Raw genomic sequence first — 19,692 nt, forward strand, 5'->3', positions numbered from 1 at the left:
TCAGAATCTTAGTACCTCAGTACCTATTTAAAAATGAAAAATATAGAAACGCTCCAGCAAGAAGCAATAGCATTATTAAAAAGTTTAATCGAAACGCCTTCATTTTCAAGTGAAGAAGATCAAACGGCACTTTTAATAGAAAATTGGTTCAATCAAAACGAAATTCCTTTTAAGAGAGAAAATAATAATGTATGGGCTTTCAATAAGTATTTTGATGAAAAGAAGCCTACACTTTTGCTTAATTCACACCACGATACAGTAAAGCCAAATCAAGCATATACAAACGATCCTTTTAAAGCAATTGTAAAAGATGGCAAATTATTTGGATTGGGTAGTAATGATGCTGGAGGTTGTTTGGTATCTTTATTGGCAACGTTTGTGCATTTTTATAACAACGAAAAATTACCATATAATTTGGTAATTGTAGCTTCTGCAGAAGAAGAAAGTAGTGGAAAAAATGGACTAAATAGTGTCCTGCAGCATTTGCCAAAACTAGATTGTGCTATCGTAGGAGAGCCTACATTAATGCAATTGGCAGTAGCTGAAAAAGGATTATTGGTGTTGGATGTAAAAGTAAAAGGAACGGCAAGTCACGCAGCCCATCAAAACGAAGATAACTCATTATACAATGCTATTCCGGTAATGGAATGGTTTAGAAATTATAAATACGATAAAATATCAGATGTTTTAGGACCAGTTAAAATGACTGTAACCCAAATAAATGCTGGTAAGCAACATAATGTGGTGCCTTCAGAATGTGATTTGGTGATCGATATTCGTGTAAACGATTGTTATTCAAACACAGAAATTCTAGAAGTAGTAAAAGCCAATGTAAAAGCAGAGGTTACACCACGGTCGATGCATCTTAATGCATCCTCAATTCCAATTGCGCATGCTTTGGTACAAGCAGGAATTACTTTAGGAAGAACAACATACGGATCACCAACGCTTTCGGATCAATCGGTTTTAAGCTGTCAATCATTAAAATTGGGACCAGGAGAAACGTTACGTTCACATTCGGCAGATGAATTTATTTTTATAAACGAAATTGAGGAAGGAATCGAATTGTATATCAAAATACTAACGGATTTCTTTAAACTATAAAAAAAATATTATCCTGAGCGAAGTCGAAGGATAAGAAGCTATCCCGATAATTATCGGGACCCGCTATTCGTTGTAATCTTTTATTTTTAAAGAAAAAAACAAAAGGATTTCCACTTCTATCGGGGCTAGAAACGCCACTAGTATAAACGATGACATTAGTCCTAAATTAGAGATCAAATCTAAGAAGTCTAAAAATCTAATAGTCTAAAAATCTAAGTTATGAAACTTTGGGAAAAAGGAATACCAACTGACAAAAAAATCGAACAATTCACAGTAGGAAACGATAGAGAACTTGATTTGGTTTTGGCAAAATATGATGCATTAGGATCAATTGCGCATGCAAAAATGTTAGGGCAAATTGGACTTTTAATGGCAGATGAAACCAATTCATTAGTAGATGCTTTAAATGAAATCATTGTCGATGCTGAAGCAGGAAATTTCGTTATCGAAGATAGTTTTGAGGATGTACATTCTAAAATCGAATATTTGCTAACAGTGAAATTAGGTGATGCAGGGAAGAAAATCCACACTGCACGTTCTCGTAACGATCAAGTTTTGGTAGATGTACATTTATACTTAAAAGACGAAGTAAAAGCACTAAAAGAGCAAGTAAAAAGCCTTTTTGATTTATTGATGGAATCTGCTGAGAAACATCAAAATATATTATTACCAGGATATACACATTTGCAAATTGCAATGCCATCATCATTCGGGATGTGGTTTTCTGCTTATGCAGAAAGCCTTATAGATGATATTACGATGCTTAATGCAGCTGCCAAAATTGTAGATCAAAACCCATTAGGGTCAGCAGCAGGTTACGGAAGTTCATTCCCTATAAACAGAACATTTACAACACAAGAATTAGGATTTGAAGCATTAAAATACAATGCTGTAGCTGCACAAATGAGTCGTGGTAAAGCAGAGAAAACTGTTGCGTTTGCTATGAGCAGCGTTGCGGCAACATTGTCTAAGTTTGCAATGGATGTTTGTTTGTATATGAGTCAGAATTTTGATTTTATCAGTTTGCCATCACATCTTACAACGGGTTCAAGCATTATGCCACATAAAAAGAACCCAGATGTATTTGAGTTAATTCGTGGTAAGTGTAATAAGATACAAGCATTGCCGTATGAAATTACATTAATTACAAACAATTTACCAAGTGGTTATCATAGAGATTTGCAGCTTTTAAAGGAAGGATTATTTCCAGCAATTCAAAATCTTAAGGCTTGTTTGGATATTGCTATTTTTTCAATAAAAGACATTACAGTAAAAGACCACATTCTAGACGATAAGAAATATGATTATCTGTTTACAGTAGATACATTAAATGAAATGGTTGTTGCAGGAATGCCATTTAGAGATGCTTACAAAGAAGTTGCCGAACAACTAGAAAAAGGTACTTTTAAGTCGCCAAAAGAAACAAAACACACACATGAAGGAAGTATCAATAATTTGTGTTTAGATGCGATAAAAGAAAAAATGAAGAGTTCTTATTAATTTATAAAATGCGCTATAATTTCATAGCGCATTTTTTTTGAATAAAACCTTTTTTTCTAAGACAGAAAATTCATGCCAAATACATATATTTGATGATTAGTTATCAATAAATTAATTAGTATGGCACAATTTGATGAACAAGCAACTCAAAAACTTTTTGAGGAAAAACTAATTACCCAAGAACAATTTGTACAAGTTAAGGCTTATCGTAGTTTAGGAATTTTTTCTTTACACAACGAATTAAAGCTATTTTTGTATCTCTCAGTTTTGCTATTTACTTCGGGAATAGGAGTGTTAATTTATAAAAACATTGATAGCATTGGTCATATTGCTATTTTATCGATATTACTTATCATTATTGGAGTTTGTTTTTATTATTGTTTTAAAAACTCTAATGGATTTCAGAAATCAGAAACCTCTTTTGAAAGCCCAGTTTTAGATTATCTAGTACTTACGGCCAATATTCTAACTTGTATTTTTATCGGTTATTTGCAGTTTCAATACCAATCCTTTGGTACGCACTATGGTTTGGCTACGCTAATACCAACAGTTATTAGCTTTTTCTGTGCGTATTACTTCGATAATAAAAGTGTTTTAACTATTGCTATTACAGGTTTAGCAGCTTATATCGGATTTTCAGTAACACCACAGGACTTACTTCATAATGATTTTTATTTAAATCAAGATTTAAGTTATTCGGCAATAATACTAGGTGTTTTACTAGTTTTATGGTCAATTTATAGTGCGCGAATTTCTCTAAAAGAACATTTTGCTTTAATTTATCTAACGTTTGCATTGCATATAATTAGTATTGCTACTATTAGTAATATGATTAATGTGTATTATGGTTTATGGATTCCTTTCGCCATTATTCTTGCAGGGTCATCTTATTATTTTTATAAAGTAAGTTATAAACTAAGGGCAATTTCATTATTTGTATTTACAATTATCTATGCATACATAGGGATAAATATATTTTTATTTAGAGTTTTTTCAAATATAGATTTTTCAGATATATGGATGTTATTCGTGGTAATGCTTCCGCTTTATTTTATTGGATCCATAATAATATTTATAAAACTAATTAAGAACTTTAATAAAGAAACTGCGGTATGAGTATCCATGATAAAAGATTATTAGAAAATTTATCTTTATTAAAAGAGGCAGATTCGCTGCAAAGCGCTGGTTTTATTAGTAAAGAGCAATATAATTCGATGAAAAAAGAATTGCCATCATTTAAAATTCATCACAATATTTTGGTACGTATAGGTTTCTTTCTATTGGGAGCATTTTTATATTTATCGATATGTGGTGTTATAGCATTGATGGGGTTTACTACTTCAAATAGTGATTTTGGGTATGTTTGTTGTTATATTTTTGCTATAGTTGGGTTCGCTGGTTCTGAGTTTTTAGTGAGAAATAATTACTACAGGCACGGATTAGATGATGCATTTATTTTGGGAACAATATTAAATGCTGGTTTTGCAATTGCAATTTCAGGAAGAGGAGATAATATATTAGTGATTGCAATTACCGTTACAATAATTTCCTTAATAATGTATTTACGTTACCTACATTTATTGTCAGCTTTTGTATTTTATGTGGCTTTAACAGTAACATTGGGATGTGGAATATTTGATTATTTAGAAGCGGGACAAGCAATTCTTCCTTTTTTTATGATGTTATTTAGTATTGGAACTTTCTTTTTCTGCAAAAAACTTTTAGAAAACCTTACAGAATCCTTTCATTATAATGGAATTCTTTTAATAAAAAGTGCCAGTCTAATATTGCTATACCTTTCTGGAAATTATTTAGTTGTAAGAGAGTTTTCGGCTAGTTTATTAGGTGGTTATTATGAAGTAAGTCCAGAAATTCCATTTCCATTATTTTTTTGGAGTTTCACATTTATTATTCCAGTGCTTTATTTGTTTTTTGCACTAAGGAACAAGGATAGAATAATGCTTTGGATAAGCTTCTTGGCAATTGCTTTTTCATTTTACTCTTTCCGATTTTATTATTCTGTTTTACCAATAGAAGTAGCATTGACAATTGGGGGATTAGTTTTGTTTGCTGTCGCATTCTTTTCGATAAAAAAAATAAAAAATAACGAAACTGGATTAACATTCAAACCAGATAGGATCTCAAATTCAAATTCACTGCTCAATGCTGAAGCTTTAATTATAGCTTCTACATTTGGAATGAAGCCAGAGATAAAACCAGAGGCATCGCCAATGGAGTTTGGAGGAGGAGATTTTAGTGGAGGAGGTTCAGGTGGAAGTTTTTAATGACTGTGAAATGATGTTTGTAAAACGTAAGAGAGAAACATCAAAATTAAATAAAAGCTGAAAAAGCAAAACATTGAATTAGTAGTTCAGTGTTTTGCTTTTTATTTTTCACAAAAGACGTTTGACTTAAAATATCTTGCATTTTACAGAAAACATTTTACACTTTACTTTTCAAAGCCTCAGCATCAATATCGCTGTGAGAAACATTATATATAGATTTTCCGTCCTTAATAAGTAATAATTGAGGAGATTGATGAGTAACATTGAAACGAGATGCTATTTCATTCGAAACATCACGATGTGCTATCAAATCAAGGAAATAAGCCTTAACTTTATCATCCAAATCATATTCTCTTTCAAATTGTTTTAGTGCCATTTTGCTAATACTACATCGAGTACTGTGTTTAAATATAAGAATTTGCTTATCTTTAGACTCCGCCTCAATTTGGTCTAACTGCTCTAAACTTGTTAAAGGAATCCAGTTTATTTTTGTTTCTGATGGTTTATTTTGGTCAGAATCTCCAAATAATGATGATAAAAAACTCATGTTATGTCTGTTTTATGACTTTTTGGCATTTAAAAATGATTAAAACCGAATTTAAAGCGCCATTTTGTCCGTTTTATTGTTGTGGAATGTATTTTGAGAAATAATAAACAAAGTTACTTATTAAAATAGAATCATAAATCATAAATCAATATAAAGATGAACATAAATAAATTTACAATCAAATCGCAAGAAGCTATTCAGCTCTCTCAGCAGTTGGCTCAACAAAATGGTCAACAGCAAATAGAGAATGAGCATATCTTCAAAGCTATTTTTGAAGTTGATGAAAATGTAGCGCCGTTTATTTTGAAAAAACTCAATGTAAATGTGCCTTTATTTCTTCAAATTCTTGATAGCACAATTCAGAGCTTCCCGAAAGTATCGGGAGGAGATATATTGCTTTCGAGAGATGCTAATAAAGCATTGAATGAAGCGGAAATTATTGCACAAAAAATGAACGATGAATATGTTTCAATCGAACATTTAATGCTTGCAATTTTTGACTCAAAAAGTAAAGTTGCTCAAATCTTAAAAGATCAAGGAGTAACAGGTAAAGGCTTAAAAGCCGCTATAGAGGAATTACGTAAAGGAGAACGTGTAACTTCTGCATCAGCCGAAGAGACATATAACTCCTTAAATAAATATGCTAAAAACTTAAATGAATTAGCACGTACAGGAAAGTTAGATCCTGTTATTGGTCGTGATGAAGAAATTCGACGTGTATTACAGATTCTAACTCGTAGAACCAAGAATAACCCAATGTTAATTGGTGAACCTGGAGTTGGTAAAACAGCTATTGCTGAAGGTTTAGCACACAGAATTGTTGATGGTGACGTACCTGAGAACTTAAAAGATAAAATTGTTTTCTCATTAGATATGGGAGCTTTAATTGCCGGTGCAAAATACAAAGGTGAGTTTGAAGAGCGATTGAAATCGGTAGTTAAAGAAGTTACTGCAGCGGAAGGTGATATTGTTTTATTCATAGATGAGATTCATACACTTGTAGGAGCAGGTGGAGGAGAAGGAGCAATGGATGCTGCTAATATCCTAAAACCAGCTTTGGCACGTGGAGAATTAAGAGCAATTGGTGCTACGACATTAGATGAGTATCAAAAATATTTTGAGAAAGATAAAGCGCTGGAACGTCGATTCCAAAAAATTCTAATCGACGAGCCAGATACAGAAAGTGCTATTTCGATTTTGCGTGGAATCAAGGAAAAATATGAAACGCATCATAAGGTTCAGATAAAAGACGAAGCAATTATTGCGGCAGTCGAGCTTTCTCAACGTTACATTACCAATCGTTTCTTACCAGATAAGGCGATTGATTTAATGGATGAGGCAGCTTCTAAATTGCGTATGGAGATCAACTCAAAACCTGAGGAATTGGATGTTTTGGATCGAAAAATAATGCAATTAGAAATTGAGATCGAAGCCATAAAACGCGAAAAAGAAGAAAATAAACTGAAGGTTCTGCGAATGGAATTGGCTAATCTAAAAGAAGAGCGAAATGAAATCTACGCTAAATGGAAATCTGAAAAAGATGTCGTAGATGGAGTTCAAGCTGTGAAATTAGAAATAGAAGATTTTAAACACGAAGCAGAACGTGCAGAGCGTAATGGAGACTATGGTAAAGTAGCCGAAATTCGTTACGGAAAAATAAAAGAAGCACAAGAAAGACTGGATGTTTTATTGAAACAATTGCAAGAGTATCAATCCGGTAATTCTTTGATTAAAGAAGAGGTTACAAGAGAAGATATTGCTGAAGTGGTTGCAAAATGGACAGGAGTTCCAGTTACAAAAATGCTTCAAACAGAAAGAGAAAAACTCTTACATCTGGAAGATGAATTGCACAAACGTGTTGTTGGTCAGGAAGAAGCTATTGAAGCAGTAAGTGATGCTGTAAGACGAAGTAGAGCTGGTTTACAGGACATGAAAAAACCTGTAGGTACATTCCTTTTCTTAGGAACTACGGGAGTTGGTAAAACAGAGCTAGCAAAAGCATTAGCAGAGTATCTTTTTGATGACGAAAATGCTATGACCAGAATTGATATGAGTGAATATCAAGAAAGACATAGTGTAAGTAGATTAGTAGGTGCACCTCCAGGATATGTAGGATACGATGAAGGTGGACAATTAACAGAAGCTGTACGTAGAAAACCGTACTCAGTAGTTCTGTTGGATGAGATTGAAAAAGCACATCCAGATACTTTTAATATCTTATTACAAGTATTAGATGAAGGTCGATTAACGGACAACAAAGGACGTTTGGCCGATTTTAAAAATACAATTATTATTATGACTTCTAATATGGGAAGTCAGATTATACAAGAAAAATTCGAAAACCTAAAGGGGGGTATCGAAGCGGCAACAGAAGCGGCAAAAGTAGAAGTGCTTGGATTATTGAAACAAACGGTTCGTCCGGAGTTCATTAACCGTATTGACGAAATTGTATTGTTCCCACCTTTAACAGTGGAAAATATTACGCAGATTGTTGGTTTACAATTAAAAAGTGTTACTAAAATGTTGGCATTGCAAGGAATTACAATGGATGCTACTCCAGAAGCAATTGCTTATTTGTCGAATAAAGGATATGATCCACAATTCGGTGCAAGACCAGTAAAACGTGTAATACAAAGAGATGTTTTAAATCAATTGTCAAAAGAAATTTTGGCAGGGAAAATAGTAACAGACAGTATTATTTTATTAGATGCTTTTGATGGTAAATTGGTTTTTAGAAATCAAACACAAGAAGTAACCCAATAATTTTGATTTTTATTAATTTGAAAACACCAGTCGCAAGGCTGGTGTTTTTTTTATGTCTTAAATAAAATATAAATTTGATTAAATTGAAAGAAAAAAAATCAAACAAAATGTCTTAGATTCGCATGAAATTAAGAAATAAAACTAGCGAGAAAACTTGGATATTAATTACCAAATTTAGCGCAGTTTCTAAAACAATTATATGGCATCAGGTTTTTTCGTTCTATTAGATGATATTGCAGCAATTATGGATGATGTTGCAGTAATGAGTAAAGTTGCAGTAAAGAAAACGGCAGGTATTCTTGGTGATGATTTGGCAGTTAATGCCGAAAAAGCTTCAGGGTTTATTTCCTCAAGAGAACTTCCTGTATTATGGGCAATTGGTAAGGGTTCGTTTATTAATAAATTAATCATTTTGCCAATAGCATTTTTGCTTAGTGCTTTTTTTCCGGTAGCAATCATAGTAATCTTAGTGTTGGGTGGACTCTTTTTGGCTTATGAAGGAGCCGAAAAAATATTTGAATTTTTCTTTCCGCACAAGCATGAAAAAGTTGAGGTAACAGCGCAAACTTTTTCTGAAGAAGAAATTTTAGCTGCTGAAAAAGAAAAAATAAAATCAGCGATCGTAACCGATTTTATATTATCTGTAGAAATAGTAATTATAGCATTGGGTACTGTAATAGGGAAACCTATTTTAACACAAATATTAGTTGTTTCTATAATAGCTATAGTAGCAACAATTGGGGTTTATGGTATAGTTGCTCTTATTGTAAGAATGGATGAATTAGGTTTAAAATTGATTCAGCTTAGTAAAAAAGAACGTAGTATTTCCAAAACGATTGGAAATCTTCTAGTACAGGCACTTCCAAAAGTGATTCAAAGTTTATCAGTAATTGGTACAATAGCTTTAATCTTAGTAGCAGGTGGTATATTTGTACATAATATTGAATTTTTTCATCACCTAGTGCCTCAGTTGCCTTCAATCGTAAAAGAATTTACCATAGGACTAATAATTGGCTTTTTGGTTTTAGGGATTGTAACTTTAATCAAAAAAATGATTCCAAAAAAAGAAGTGGCAGAATAATTTTTTTGCGCATTATATATAACACCAATCGAGAGATTGGTGTTTTTTTTATGTCTAAAACGAACTTTTTTTTGCTTAATTAAATGATTGAATTTTAGTTGTTTAGTTTTTAGTTGTGTTTTTTTAACAATTTTATGAAGCAACCATTGAAACCTATTTGCATCTATATTGTAATTAACAACAAATAATTATTTATATGAAAAAGTTTAAATTAAAATCAGTTTTAGTCGTATTATTCTTAGTAACAGCATTGGTTTCATGCAGTAATGATAAAGATGAAGATCAACCAATTGCTCCTGAATTTATAATAAAAGCTTCTTTGGCAACTGAAGTAAAAGGACCAGCAACGGGAAAGGTAAATGAAGAACTTAGTTATGATGTGACATATATAGTTGATAATGCTTGTGGGGAATTTAGTAAAATCAGTACGGTGACTATTGGTACAGAAAAAGGATTGCAAGTTGAAACTAAATATTCGACAGGACCATGTACTATGCAAGTGCCAGAACCAAAGAAAACGATATACAAATTTAAAGCAACTGAAAAAGGAACTTTTGAAATAAAATTCAAAAAATCAGAGACAGAATTTGTAACCCAAAAAGTAGTTATTGAGTAGTTAATCTAAATCAATATAATGAGTGCTTACTAAGTAGGAAGAAACAGTTGGTTAAAAACTGTTTGTTTTTATTACATTCAATTAAACACCAGCGAGAGCGCTGGTGTTTTTTTGTTTTTAGAAGCAGAAGTATTGTTTATATATGAACTTTTGTCCCGCTATTCGTTTCAATATTTTATTTTTATAAAAAAAATAAAAGGATTTTCACTGCTATCGGGGCTAGAATAGAGGGTTTGGTTTTTTATTAGAACCCATGGCTCACTTTGCTATTCCTTTAAAAATTACTATTTTTGCACTCTAAATTTTAAGACATGCCGAACAAGAAATATAAAATAGCCGTTATTCAGTTAAATCTGAATGATGTTGCCGAAAATAATCTTAAAAAATGTATCAGTTGGGTAAAAGATGCAGCCAATAAAGGTGCTGAAGTAATCTTGTTGCCAGAACTATATAGTAGTCATTATTTTTGCCAAAGTGAAGATGTAGATAATTTTGCATTAGCAGAACCATTATACAGTACTTCATTTATAGCTTTTAGTGCTTTGGCTAAAGAATTAGGAGTGGTTATTATTGTTCCTTTCTTCGAAAAAAGAATGGCAGGAATATATCATAACAGTGCTTATATTATTGATACAGACGGATCAGAAGCAGGTTTGTACCGTAAGATGCATATTCCAGATGACCCACATTTTTATGAAAAATTCTACTTCACTCCAGGTGATTTAGGATTTCAAGCAATTGAAACAAAAAAAGGGAAAATAGGAACATTAATCTGTTGGGATCAATGGTATCCTGAAGCAGCACGTATTACAGCTTTAAAAGGAGCTGAGGTATTGTTTTATCCAACTGCGATTGGATGGCATCCAAAAGAAAAAGAGCAATATGGTGAAAACCAATATGGGGCATGGATGAACGTAATGAAAGGACATGCTGTTGCAAATGGTGTATTTGTTGCTGCCGCTAATAGAATTGGTTTAGAACAATATATTGATGGTACTGATGGGATTCAATTTTGGGGTGCTTCATTTATAGCTGGACCACAAGGAGAGATCTTAGCACAGGCTTCACATGATAAAGAAGAAATTCTAATTGCTGAGGTTGACTTAGATTTACAAGAAAACGTGCGTCAGAACTGGCCATTTTTCAGAGACAGAAGAATCGATGCTTTTGGAGATATTACTAAAAGAGCAATCGACTAATTAATTCAGTCGATTTGTATAAAAGCAAAAAAGGACAAAATTTACATTTTGTCCTTTTTTTATTCCTTAGAGTAAAATTTTATATTTATTTTACTTGAAAAGTAACTCTTCTTACGATTTGACGAGCTTCTTTAGAATTTTTATTTACAGAAGTGTCTTCACCGTTAGCAATTACATTTAATCTAGAAGCATCGATTCCAGCATTTGTAGCTACTTTTTTCACAGCTTCAGCTCTTTTTCTTGATAACTCAGTATTGTAGCTAGAGCTTCCAATTTCGTCTGAATATCCAATAATATCTGCAGATTTACCAGGATTGTTTTTTAGGTATTTAACTAAAAAGTCTACACCAGATAAAGAAGCATTTGTTGGTTTAGAAGAGTTAAAATCGAAGTATACATTAACATACCCTCCGTTAATTAATTCTTCAACAGTATTGTTAGTTGCAGTTTCGCTACCTTTTTTAGAATATGTTTTGTCTAAGTAACTTTCTAATTCATCTGGTACACCATTTTGATTCGTATCAATAGATTGTCCTTTAGTATTTACAGCAACTCCAGAAATAGTATTAGGCTCTAAATCATAAAGATCAGCTACACCATCTTTATCAGTGTCGATAAGACCAGTTTCGATTGTATTAACTCTGTCTTCTAATTTACTTAATCTGTCATTGTCTTCTGAATACCAGTCAGCATGTTTTTGATTTTTACCTAGGTAGAAAGTCAAACCAACAGAAGCATTTAATAATACTCCGTCAAATGAACCAGTAGTTGTTTGTCCCATTCCGTCAAAGTTGTGATTTTGTCTTCCATTAACAATTCCAGTAAGGTCACCAGTTAAAGCAAAACTGTTGCTTAATCTAATTTGTCCTGTAAGACCAACAATTCCGTGAGCCATATAGTCTTTTCCATCAAAACCATTATCAGCACTTAATTGAGATACTCCAAAACCACCATGTGCTAATAAACCAATAGTATTAGTCCAAGTTTCAAAGTTTAAAGCTCTACCAATATTTACAACCCCTTGTAAACTTGTTCTGAAGTATTTGCTATCAAAAGGAGCAGTATCATTTCGTTCTTGAAATTGATCGTATCCAAAATCTAATTTTAAACCAAATTTTGGGCTAAACATATAACGTACACCTAAATCTGCATGAAAAGGGCTAAGTGTTGACGTTGAATACCCTTCGGTCATGGTTCTAGTTGGTTTGTTTAAACCACCATTTAATTCGATAGACCATTTATTATACGAATTTTTTTCAATTGTAGGTTGTGCAGAACTTGTTGCCATGCTTTGTGCACCTGCAGCCATGGACAGTAATAAAAGTGATACGGAAGCTAATTTCTTTTTCATGATATCTATTGTTTAATTTAAATTTTTGAGCTTTTTTCTTCTAAACTCAGTATAAAAATAGGCCAATCGCTTCGAATCAATGTTCTATCGCTATTACATAATTCCCATGTTTTGTGGGTTTCTTCATCATTTTTCAGTTTTATTCATAGCAATACTTTTAGTTATTTAGGATGATTTATATTTCTATCTTGCTGGAAAAAAAGAACTTTAGATAATGATAAAGCTTATGATTGCTTATCTTTGTCCTTTTTTAATTTAGAACCTTTTTATGACGACGAATAATAGGATATTTCCTGCAGAGTGGGAAAAACAACAAGGAATTGTATTGTGTTTTCCTCACAATGGTAAAGACTGGCCAGGGAAATATGAAGCAGTTCAATGGGCTTTTGTAGAGTTTATAAAAAAAGTTGCTACACATGAAATTGTTTTCTTGGTAGTTGCTGATGAAGATTTGAAAGCAAAAGTGAACGATATGCTCGAAAGTGCACATGTAGATTTAAAGAATGTTACTTATATCATTCATAAAACCAACAGAAGCTGGATGCGTGATTCTGGACCAATTGTTGTTAAAAATGGAGATAAAAGAGAAGCGTTAAACTTCAATTTCAATGGTTGGGCAAAATATAAAAACTATCAACTGGATAAATTTGTACCAGCCAAAGTTGCAGAAGTTTTAAATATTCCAGTTACACAGGTTGTATATAAAGGAAAACCTGTTATTGTAGAAGGTGGTGCGATTGATGTAAACGGAAGAGGAACATTGTTAACTTCAGAAGAATGTTTAATGCATCCAAGCATTCAAGTTCGTAATCCAGGTTTTACAAAAGAAGATTATGAAGCTGTCTTTAAGGAATACCTTGGAGTAACAAACGTAATTTGGTTAGGAGATGGTATAGAGGGTGATGATACACATGGACATATCGATGATTTATGTCGTTTTGTAAATGAAGATACTATTGTAACTATTGTAGAGACTGATTCTAATGATTCAAATTATAAACCTTTGCAGGATAATTTGAAAAGATTACAAAATGCAAAGCTAGAAAACGGAAAATCTCCTGTAATTGTTGCTTTGCCAATGCCAAAAAGAGTCGATTTTGAGGATTTAAGATTACCAGCAAGTTATGCTAATTTCTTAATTCTAAATAATTGTGTTTTGGTTCCAACTTTTAATGATAGTAATGATCGTGTAGCGCTTAATATTCTTTCAGAATGTTTTCCTGATCGAGAAGTAATAGGAATTAGTTGTGTAGACTTTATATGGGGGTTTGGGACATTACACTGCTTAAGCCAGCAAATTCCAGCTTAAAATAGTCTTTAAAATATAGCATGTCGAAAGGCAGCATTCAAAAAAATATCTATACATATTATGTATGGATATTTTTTTTTACACTATTTCTTCCTTTTTAGTAGTTATGAGTTATAACAATTAGACATAAAAGTTTAAAATTTAGAAAATATTGGCTTCTGAAAAATATTCTAGAAAGAGAGTTTGTTCTTAACTTTGTAGTTGTTTTGAGGAAGATAAAAAAGATAACGGATTCATAACTAGTATTAAAATCGATGAAAATAGAGAATATACAGAAGATTTTAATGTTTTTAGAAGACAATTATCATCGTCAAATTGATCCTAAAGAGCTGGAGGAGATTTCAAATTATTCCTATAGAAATATTCAGCGTATTTTTAATGCAATACTCAAGGAGACAATTGGTAATTTTTGTATCCGATTAAAGTTAGAAAATGCATACAAACAATTAGTTTATACAGATCATTCGATTGTAGATATTGCTTATGATGTTGGGTATAGCAACAACCAGTCTTTCGCTAAGGCATTTAAGAATAAATTTCAAGCTACTCCTTTAGAAGCTAGGCAAAACAAGAAATCACTTTTTGATGAATATGTTAAGGTGAAAAAAGAAAAGTTTTCGTTTATTGATTTTGAATATGTGTATAAAGAGGAAATAAGTGTTTATTATAAAATACTTATGAGTAATAATTATGATAATAACGCTATAAATGAGCTATGGGATGCAGTTATTGATGAAAATAAAACAATCCCATCTTATAATTGTTTTGGAGTGATTGTAGACCAACCAATAATTTCGGATAAAGAAAAATCAAGATACGAAGTTTGTATAGATAGTTGCGTTAACCCGAAATTATATCTTTCAAAAACCATTTTTGGAGGTTGGTATGCTAAATATATTCATCTTGGCAATTATGATGAAATTGAAGAAACGTATCGTGAAATTTATTACCGATGGATTTATGAAAGCGATTATGAGTTAGGAACTTCGCCAATTATAGAGCAGTATATAGATGATGGAGAATCTACAAATTTTATAACAGAAATTTATGTTCCAATAAAACGTAAGTTGTCAAAATAAGACAATCCTTGTATGTGAGCTTGTTATAGTTTTGCATATCTAAAATTCATATAAAATGAGCAAATTCAAAATTTTAATTTTAATTACATCGATTACGGCACCAATTTTTAATTCGTGTGCTGCCGATGAAGGTACTATCGATTCAGTACAAACACCTGATTCTACAAAAGTGCAATATAAAATGCCTGATGAATCAGAGCCACATGAAGGAACATGGTTGCAATGGCCTCATCAATATCAACATGGCGTTACATACAGAAATGATTTGGATGCGACTTGGGTAGCTATGACTAATGCGTTGCAATCTACAGAAAAAGTACATATTGTTGCTTATGATGCAGTTGAGCAAACTAGAATTACTAATTTATTAAAAGCGGCAGGAGTTTCTTTAGCAAATGTTGATTTTAAAATACATCGTACAGATGATGTTTGGGTTAGAGATAATGGGCCTATTTATGTGCGAGACGCGCAAGGCAAGCTTGTAATAGAAGATTGGGGATTCAATGGCTGGGGAGGAAAATATGATTCTGCTAATTGTGACGCTATTCCAAGTGCCATCGGAGCTGCTACAGGAGTGACTGTGTTGAATTTAAATAGCATTATGGTGAATGAAGGTGGTTCGGTAGAATTAGATGGTCATGGTGTATTAATGGCTACTAAAAGTTCGATAATTAGTCAAAAACCTAAAAAATCAGTTAGGAATAAAGGAATGAGTCAGGCTCAAGCAGAGTCAAACTTTACAAAATACCTTGGAGCGACAAAGTTTATTTGGTTAGAAGGTGGTTTTAGTGAAGAAGACGTAACAGATATGCATATTGATGGTATTGTAAAATTTGCTTCAGGTAATAAAATGATCACTATGAGTGATTCAGATTTGTCAAGTTGGGGGCTTATAGATTCAGATATCGCAATTTTGAATTCAGCTTCAAATACTAAAAATGAGGTATATACAAAAGTAATTTTGCCACTTACACAACGTAATGTAACAACAAAAACAGGAATAGCTTTAGGGTATAAAGGAAGTTATATTAACTTTTATGTAGCAAACGGAAAAGTTTTAGTGCCTAACTATAATGATGCTAATGATGCTGTTGCAAATAAAATTATTGAAGGACTTTACCCAGGAAGAAAAGTTATAGGGATAGACGTAAGGAACTTATATGCAAATGGAGGAATGGTGCATTGTGTTACACAACAACAGCCTCAGCAATAGAAATTATATATCTAAAGAAAAAAGCGTATTGAAATTCAATACGCTTTTTTTTTATTCGGAAGCAGGATCTCTTCATTGTCTCACAAAAGGAGCAAGTAATTGGCTGGAAACTTCTCCAAAACCAATACGAACTTCATTGCTTTCGCAATGTCCTCTCATAATTACAGTGTCATTATCTTCTATGAATTTGCGTTCGCTACCATCATTTAATTTTATTGGATTTTTCCCTCCCCAAGTAAGTTCTAGCATAGAGCCAAAACTATCAGGAGTTGGACCAGATATTGTTCCTGAACCCATCATATCACCAGAATTAACACGACACCCGTTAGAAGTATGGTGTGCTAATTGTTGGCTCATTGACCAGTACATATATTTGAAATTTGATCTTGAAATTACAGTTTCTTCTTTATCTAATGGCTTAATAGAAACTTCTAGATTGATATCGAAAGCTTTTTTTCCTTTAGTTTGTAAATAAGGTAGAGGAGAAGGATCTTGTTTAGGTCCTTTTGTTCTAAATGGTTCTAAAGCATCCATAGTAACAATCCATGGAGAAATAGATGAGGCAAAGTTTTTTGCCAAGAATGGTCCTAAAGGCACATATTCCCATTTTTGAATATCACGAGCGCTCCAGTCATTTAATAAAACCATTCCGAAAATATAATCTTCAGCTTCATAAGCAGGAATAGGTTCCCCCATTATGTTGGCATCGGTTGTAATAAATGCAGTTTCCAATTCAAAATCAATTAATCTTGATGGACCAAAAACTGGAGAACTTTCACCATTAGGAAGTGTTTGCCCCATTGGTCTGTGTACAGGAATTCCAGAAGGAATAATCGTTGAGCTTCTTCCGTGGTATCCTACAGGGATGTGTAACCAGTTAGGTAATAATGCATTTTCCGGATCACGGAACATTTTACCTACATTGGTTGCATGTTCTCTACTAGAGTAAAAATCGGTATAATCACCAATTAAAACAGGTAATTGCATTTCGACATCATCAATTTTAAAAATGACGATATCTTTGTCTTTTGCTGAGTCTCTAAGTTGAGGATTGTTAATATCAAATATATCGGCAATACGGTTTCTAACCAATCGCCACGTTTTTTTTCCATCAGAAATGAAGTCATTTAGTGTGTCTTGCATAAACATATCATCAGTTAAATCAATTCCTGAAAAATAGCTCAATTGCTGCAAAGCACCTAAGTCTATGGCGTAGTCGCCTATTCTTGTTCCAACCGTTACTATATTTTCTTTGGTAAGAAAAACACCGAAGGGAATATTTTGAATAGGAAAGTCACTATTCTCTGGTACATCTAACCATGATTTTCGTTTAGTATCGTTGGCTGTTATCGGCATGTGAATGTTAATTATTTGTTGAAAAATTACTTGTCAAATATATCATAATCTAACTGTTTGACAAGCGTTTTTTTGTATTTTTGCATCAAATTAACGAAAAACTAAAAAATGCAACGCGACGAACAAATTTTTGATCTTATTCTTGAAGAACAAGACAGACAAATTCACGGATTAGAACTAATCGCTTCAGAAAATTTTGTAAGTGATGAGGTAATGGAAGCAGCTGGTTCTGTTTTAACTAATAAATATGCAGAAGGTTATCCAGGCAAAAGATACTACGGAGGTTGTGAAGTAGTTGACGTTATTGAGCAAATTGCTATAGATAGAGCTAAAGAATTATTTGGAGCTACTTACGCAAACGTTCAGCCACATTCAGGATCACAAGCAAATACTGCAGTTTATCATGCATGTTTAAAACCAGGAGATAAAATCTTAGGATTTGATTTATCTCACGGTGGACACTTAACTCACGGGTCACCAGTAAACTTTTCGGGACGTTTATATACACCTGTTTTTTATGGTGTAGATAAAGAAACTGGACGCTTGGATTATGATAAAATTCAAGAAATTGCTACTAAAGAGCAGCCAAAATTAATTATTGCAGGAGCTTCGGCTTATTCTCGTGATATGGATTTTGAGCGTTTTAGAGTAATTGCAGATAGCGTAGGAGCAATTTTATTTGCTGATATTTCACACCCTGCAGGACTTATCGCTAAAGGATTAATGAATGATCCAATTCCTCACTGTCATATTGTTTCTACAACAACACACAAAACATTACGTGGACCACGTGGAGGATTAATCTTAATGGGTAAAGATTTTGAAAACCCACTAGGCTTAACAAATCCAAAAGGAGAAATCAGAATGATGTCTACTTTATTAGATTTAGCTGTATTCCCTGGTAATCAAGGAGGACCTTTAATGCACATTATTGCTGCAAAAGCTGTAGCTTTTGGAGAAGCATTACAAGATGAATTCTTTACTTATGCAATGCAATTAAGAAGCAATGCAAAAGCAATGGCAGAAGCTTTTGTAAAAAGAGGATACGATATTATTTCTGGTGGAACTGACAATCACATGATGTTAATTGATCTTAGAAATAAAGGGATTTCAGGTAAAGATGCTGAAAATGCATTGGTAAAAGCTGAAATTACTGTAAATAAAAATATGGTTCCATTTGATGATAAATCACCATTTGTAACTTCAGGAATCCGTGTAGGAACAGCTGCAATCACAACTCGTGGTTTAGTTGAAGAAGACATGGAAACTATTGTTGCTTTAATCGATAGAGTATTAACAAATCACACTAGTGAAGAAGTTATCGAAGAAGTTGCTAATGAAGTAAATGAAATGATGAGCGAAAGAGCAATCTTCGTTTATTAAAAAAAAAACATCAAGTTTATAAAGTTTTAAGTTTAAAGTTTTGTGTTAGTCTAAAAGCAACACAAAGCTTTAAACTTTTTTTAGTTTTAATATAATGGTTTATAATTGATTGTTTAAAAGAGATAGATAGGTTAAAAAAAATAAAATGTGAAAAAATGAAACGAAATTTTTTGATTAGCTTAATAATAATTAATTCAGTTGTAACTGTATCTGCTCAACAATGGAACGGTACAAGCCCTATTTTTACTACCTCAAATGTGGGAATTGGAACAACTTTACCAGAGTCTCAATTACATGTTGTAGGAGATAATTTAAGCTTAACAATTTCTAGAAAGACTTATGTAAGTAATAATTCTGAAGTAGGCATAGATTTTAAACAGTTAACAGATAATGGTTTTTATAGAACTGGAGGTGCAATAAAGTCGATATCGAATAATTCATACCTTGGTGGACAAGGGAATACATATTCTTCACAATTAGCTTTTTATAGTGTGGGTGGTGGAAATTTGATCGAAGGTTTACGAATTGATGATAAAGGAAATATTGGAATGGGAATAATTTCTCCAGCATATAAGCTTGATGTTTGCGGTACAATTAGAGCAAAAGAGATAAAAGTTGATTTATTAGCTGGATGTGATTTTGTGTTTGAAAAGGATTATAAACTTATGAGTTTAAACGAACTTGATAAGTTTGTAAAAACTGAAAAGCATCTTCCAGAAATTCAATCAGAAAAAGAAATGATTGAAGATGGACTCAATCTGAAGATGTTTCAAATGAAATTATTGCAAAAAATAGAAGAGTTAACATTGTATGTAATAGAACAAAATAAAAAGAATGAACAACAAGAGCAAGAATTAAAAAGACTTAAAGCTAAAATAAAAAAAATAGAGTCTAGAAAAAATTAAT

Annotated in this window: 16 protein-coding genes; 13 read left to right on the forward strand and 3 right to left on the reverse strand. The window is 32.5% G+C overall.

Annotated features, from left to right (window positions below; genetic code table 11):
* Nucleotides 1-33: 33 nt before the first annotated feature.
* The 4 genes from LNQ49_RS21565 to LNQ49_RS21580 all read left to right on the forward strand — a co-directional run bounded on the left by LNQ49_RS21565 (nucleotide 34) and on the right by LNQ49_RS21580 (nucleotide 4,889).
* Nucleotides 34-1,104: a M20 family metallo-hydrolase gene (locus LNQ49_RS21565; RefSeq protein ID WP_229991006.1), complete on the forward strand. Its 1,071-nt coding sequence runs from the start codon at nucleotides 34-36 to the stop codon at nucleotides 1,102-1,104.
* A gap of 219 nt (nucleotides 1,105-1,323) precedes the next feature.
* Nucleotides 1,324-2,604, forward strand: coding sequence for an argininosuccinate lyase (argH, locus tag LNQ49_RS21570; protein ID WP_229991007.1), 1,281 nt, complete (start codon nucleotides 1,324-1,326; stop codon nucleotides 2,602-2,604).
* Nucleotides 2,605-2,724: 120 nt separating this feature from the next.
* Nucleotides 2,725-3,720 (forward strand): DUF2157 domain-containing protein, encoded by a 996-nt coding sequence (locus LNQ49_RS21575; protein ID WP_229991008.1) that lies wholly within the window; start codon nucleotides 2,725-2,727, stop codon nucleotides 3,718-3,720.
* The gene (locus LNQ49_RS21580; RefSeq protein WP_229991009.1) at nucleotides 3,717-4,889 is read left to right on the forward strand and encodes a hypothetical protein; all 1,173 of its coding nucleotides are present in this window, start codon (nucleotides 3,717-3,719) and stop codon (nucleotides 4,887-4,889) included. The genes LNQ49_RS21575 and LNQ49_RS21580 overlap by 4 nt, the downstream gene beginning before the upstream one ends.
* Before the next feature lie 157 nt (nucleotides 4,890-5,046).
* Here the strand turns inward: LNQ49_RS21580 and ytxJ are convergent, their stop codons facing one another.
* Entirely contained in the window at nucleotides 5,047-5,436 is a 390-nt protein-coding gene (gene ytxJ, locus LNQ49_RS21585; protein ID WP_229991010.1) for a bacillithiol system redox-active protein YtxJ, read from the reverse strand.
* Between the two features lie 156 nt (nucleotides 5,437-5,592).
* Between ytxJ and clpB the strand changes: the two genes are divergently transcribed.
* The 4 genes from clpB (at nucleotide 5,593) to LNQ49_RS21605 (ending at nucleotide 11,095) form a co-directional block, all read left to right on the forward strand.
* Nucleotides 5,593-8,199 (forward strand): ATP-dependent chaperone ClpB, encoded by a 2,607-nt coding sequence (gene clpB, locus LNQ49_RS21590; protein WP_229991011.1) that lies wholly within the window; start codon nucleotides 5,593-5,595, stop codon nucleotides 8,197-8,199.
* A 199-nt stretch (nucleotides 8,200-8,398) separates the two neighbouring features.
* The gene (locus LNQ49_RS21595; protein ID WP_229991012.1) at nucleotides 8,399-9,280 is read left to right on the forward strand and encodes a DUF808 domain-containing protein; all 882 of its coding nucleotides are present in this window, start codon (nucleotides 8,399-8,401) and stop codon (nucleotides 9,278-9,280) included.
* Nucleotides 9,281-9,476: 196 nt separating this feature from the next.
* Complete coding sequence (locus LNQ49_RS21600; RefSeq protein ID WP_229991013.1) at nucleotides 9,477-9,896, forward strand: hypothetical protein; 420 nt, start codon at nucleotides 9,477-9,479, stop codon at nucleotides 9,894-9,896.
* 311 nt (nucleotides 9,897-10,207) lie between these two features.
* Nucleotides 10,208-11,095: a carbon-nitrogen hydrolase gene (locus LNQ49_RS21605; protein ID WP_035620980.1), complete on the forward strand. Its 888-nt coding sequence runs from the start codon at nucleotides 10,208-10,210 to the stop codon at nucleotides 11,093-11,095.
* 85 nt (nucleotides 11,096-11,180) lie between these two features.
* Here the strand turns inward: LNQ49_RS21605 and LNQ49_RS21610 are convergent, their stop codons facing one another.
* Entirely contained in the window at nucleotides 11,181-12,446 is a 1,266-nt protein-coding gene (locus LNQ49_RS21610) for an OmpA family protein (protein ID WP_229991014.1), read from the reverse strand.
* Nucleotides 12,447-12,714: 268 nt separating this feature from the next.
* Here LNQ49_RS21610 and LNQ49_RS21615 point away from each other — a divergent pair, with 268 nt between their 5' ends.
* From LNQ49_RS21615 to LNQ49_RS21625, 3 genes are all read left to right on the forward strand, one after another.
* Nucleotides 12,715-13,755 carry an agmatine deiminase family protein gene (locus LNQ49_RS21615; protein ID WP_229991015.1) on the forward strand — a complete coding sequence of 347 codons (1,041 nt, stop codon included), beginning with the start codon at nucleotides 12,715-12,717 and terminating at the stop codon, nucleotides 13,753-13,755.
* A 254-nt stretch (nucleotides 13,756-14,009) separates the two neighbouring features.
* On the forward strand, nucleotides 14,010-14,834 hold the full coding sequence (locus LNQ49_RS21620) for an AraC family transcriptional regulator (protein ID WP_229991016.1): 825 nt from the start codon (nucleotides 14,010-14,012) through the stop codon (nucleotides 14,832-14,834).
* 55 nt (nucleotides 14,835-14,889) lie between these two features.
* Nucleotides 14,890-16,047, forward strand: coding sequence for an agmatine deiminase family protein (locus LNQ49_RS21625; RefSeq protein ID WP_229991017.1), 1,158 nt, complete (start codon nucleotides 14,890-14,892; stop codon nucleotides 16,045-16,047).
* A gap of 72 nt (nucleotides 16,048-16,119) precedes the next feature.
* Here LNQ49_RS21625 and fahA read toward each other — a convergent pair whose 3' ends face one another.
* Complete coding sequence (fahA, locus tag LNQ49_RS21630) at nucleotides 16,120-17,403, reverse strand: fumarylacetoacetase (protein ID WP_229991018.1); 1,284 nt, start codon at nucleotides 17,401-17,403, stop codon at nucleotides 16,120-16,122.
* A gap of 108 nt (nucleotides 17,404-17,511) precedes the next feature.
* On the opposite strand from fahA, the gene glyA reads away from it, so the two are divergent.
* Both glyA and LNQ49_RS21640 read left to right on the forward strand, forming a co-directional pair.
* Entirely contained in the window at nucleotides 17,512-18,786 is a 1,275-nt protein-coding gene (gene glyA, locus LNQ49_RS21635) for a serine hydroxymethyltransferase (protein ID WP_229991019.1), read from the forward strand.
* A 155-nt stretch (nucleotides 18,787-18,941) separates the two neighbouring features.
* Entirely contained in the window at nucleotides 18,942-19,691 is a 750-nt protein-coding gene (locus LNQ49_RS21640) for a hypothetical protein (protein ID WP_229991020.1), read from the forward strand.
* Nucleotide 19,692: the final 1 nt, after the last annotated feature.

Source organism: Flavobacterium pisciphilum (assembly GCF_020905345.1).
Lineage (GTDB): Bacteria > Bacteroidota > Bacteroidia > Flavobacteriales > Flavobacteriaceae > Flavobacterium > Flavobacterium pisciphilum.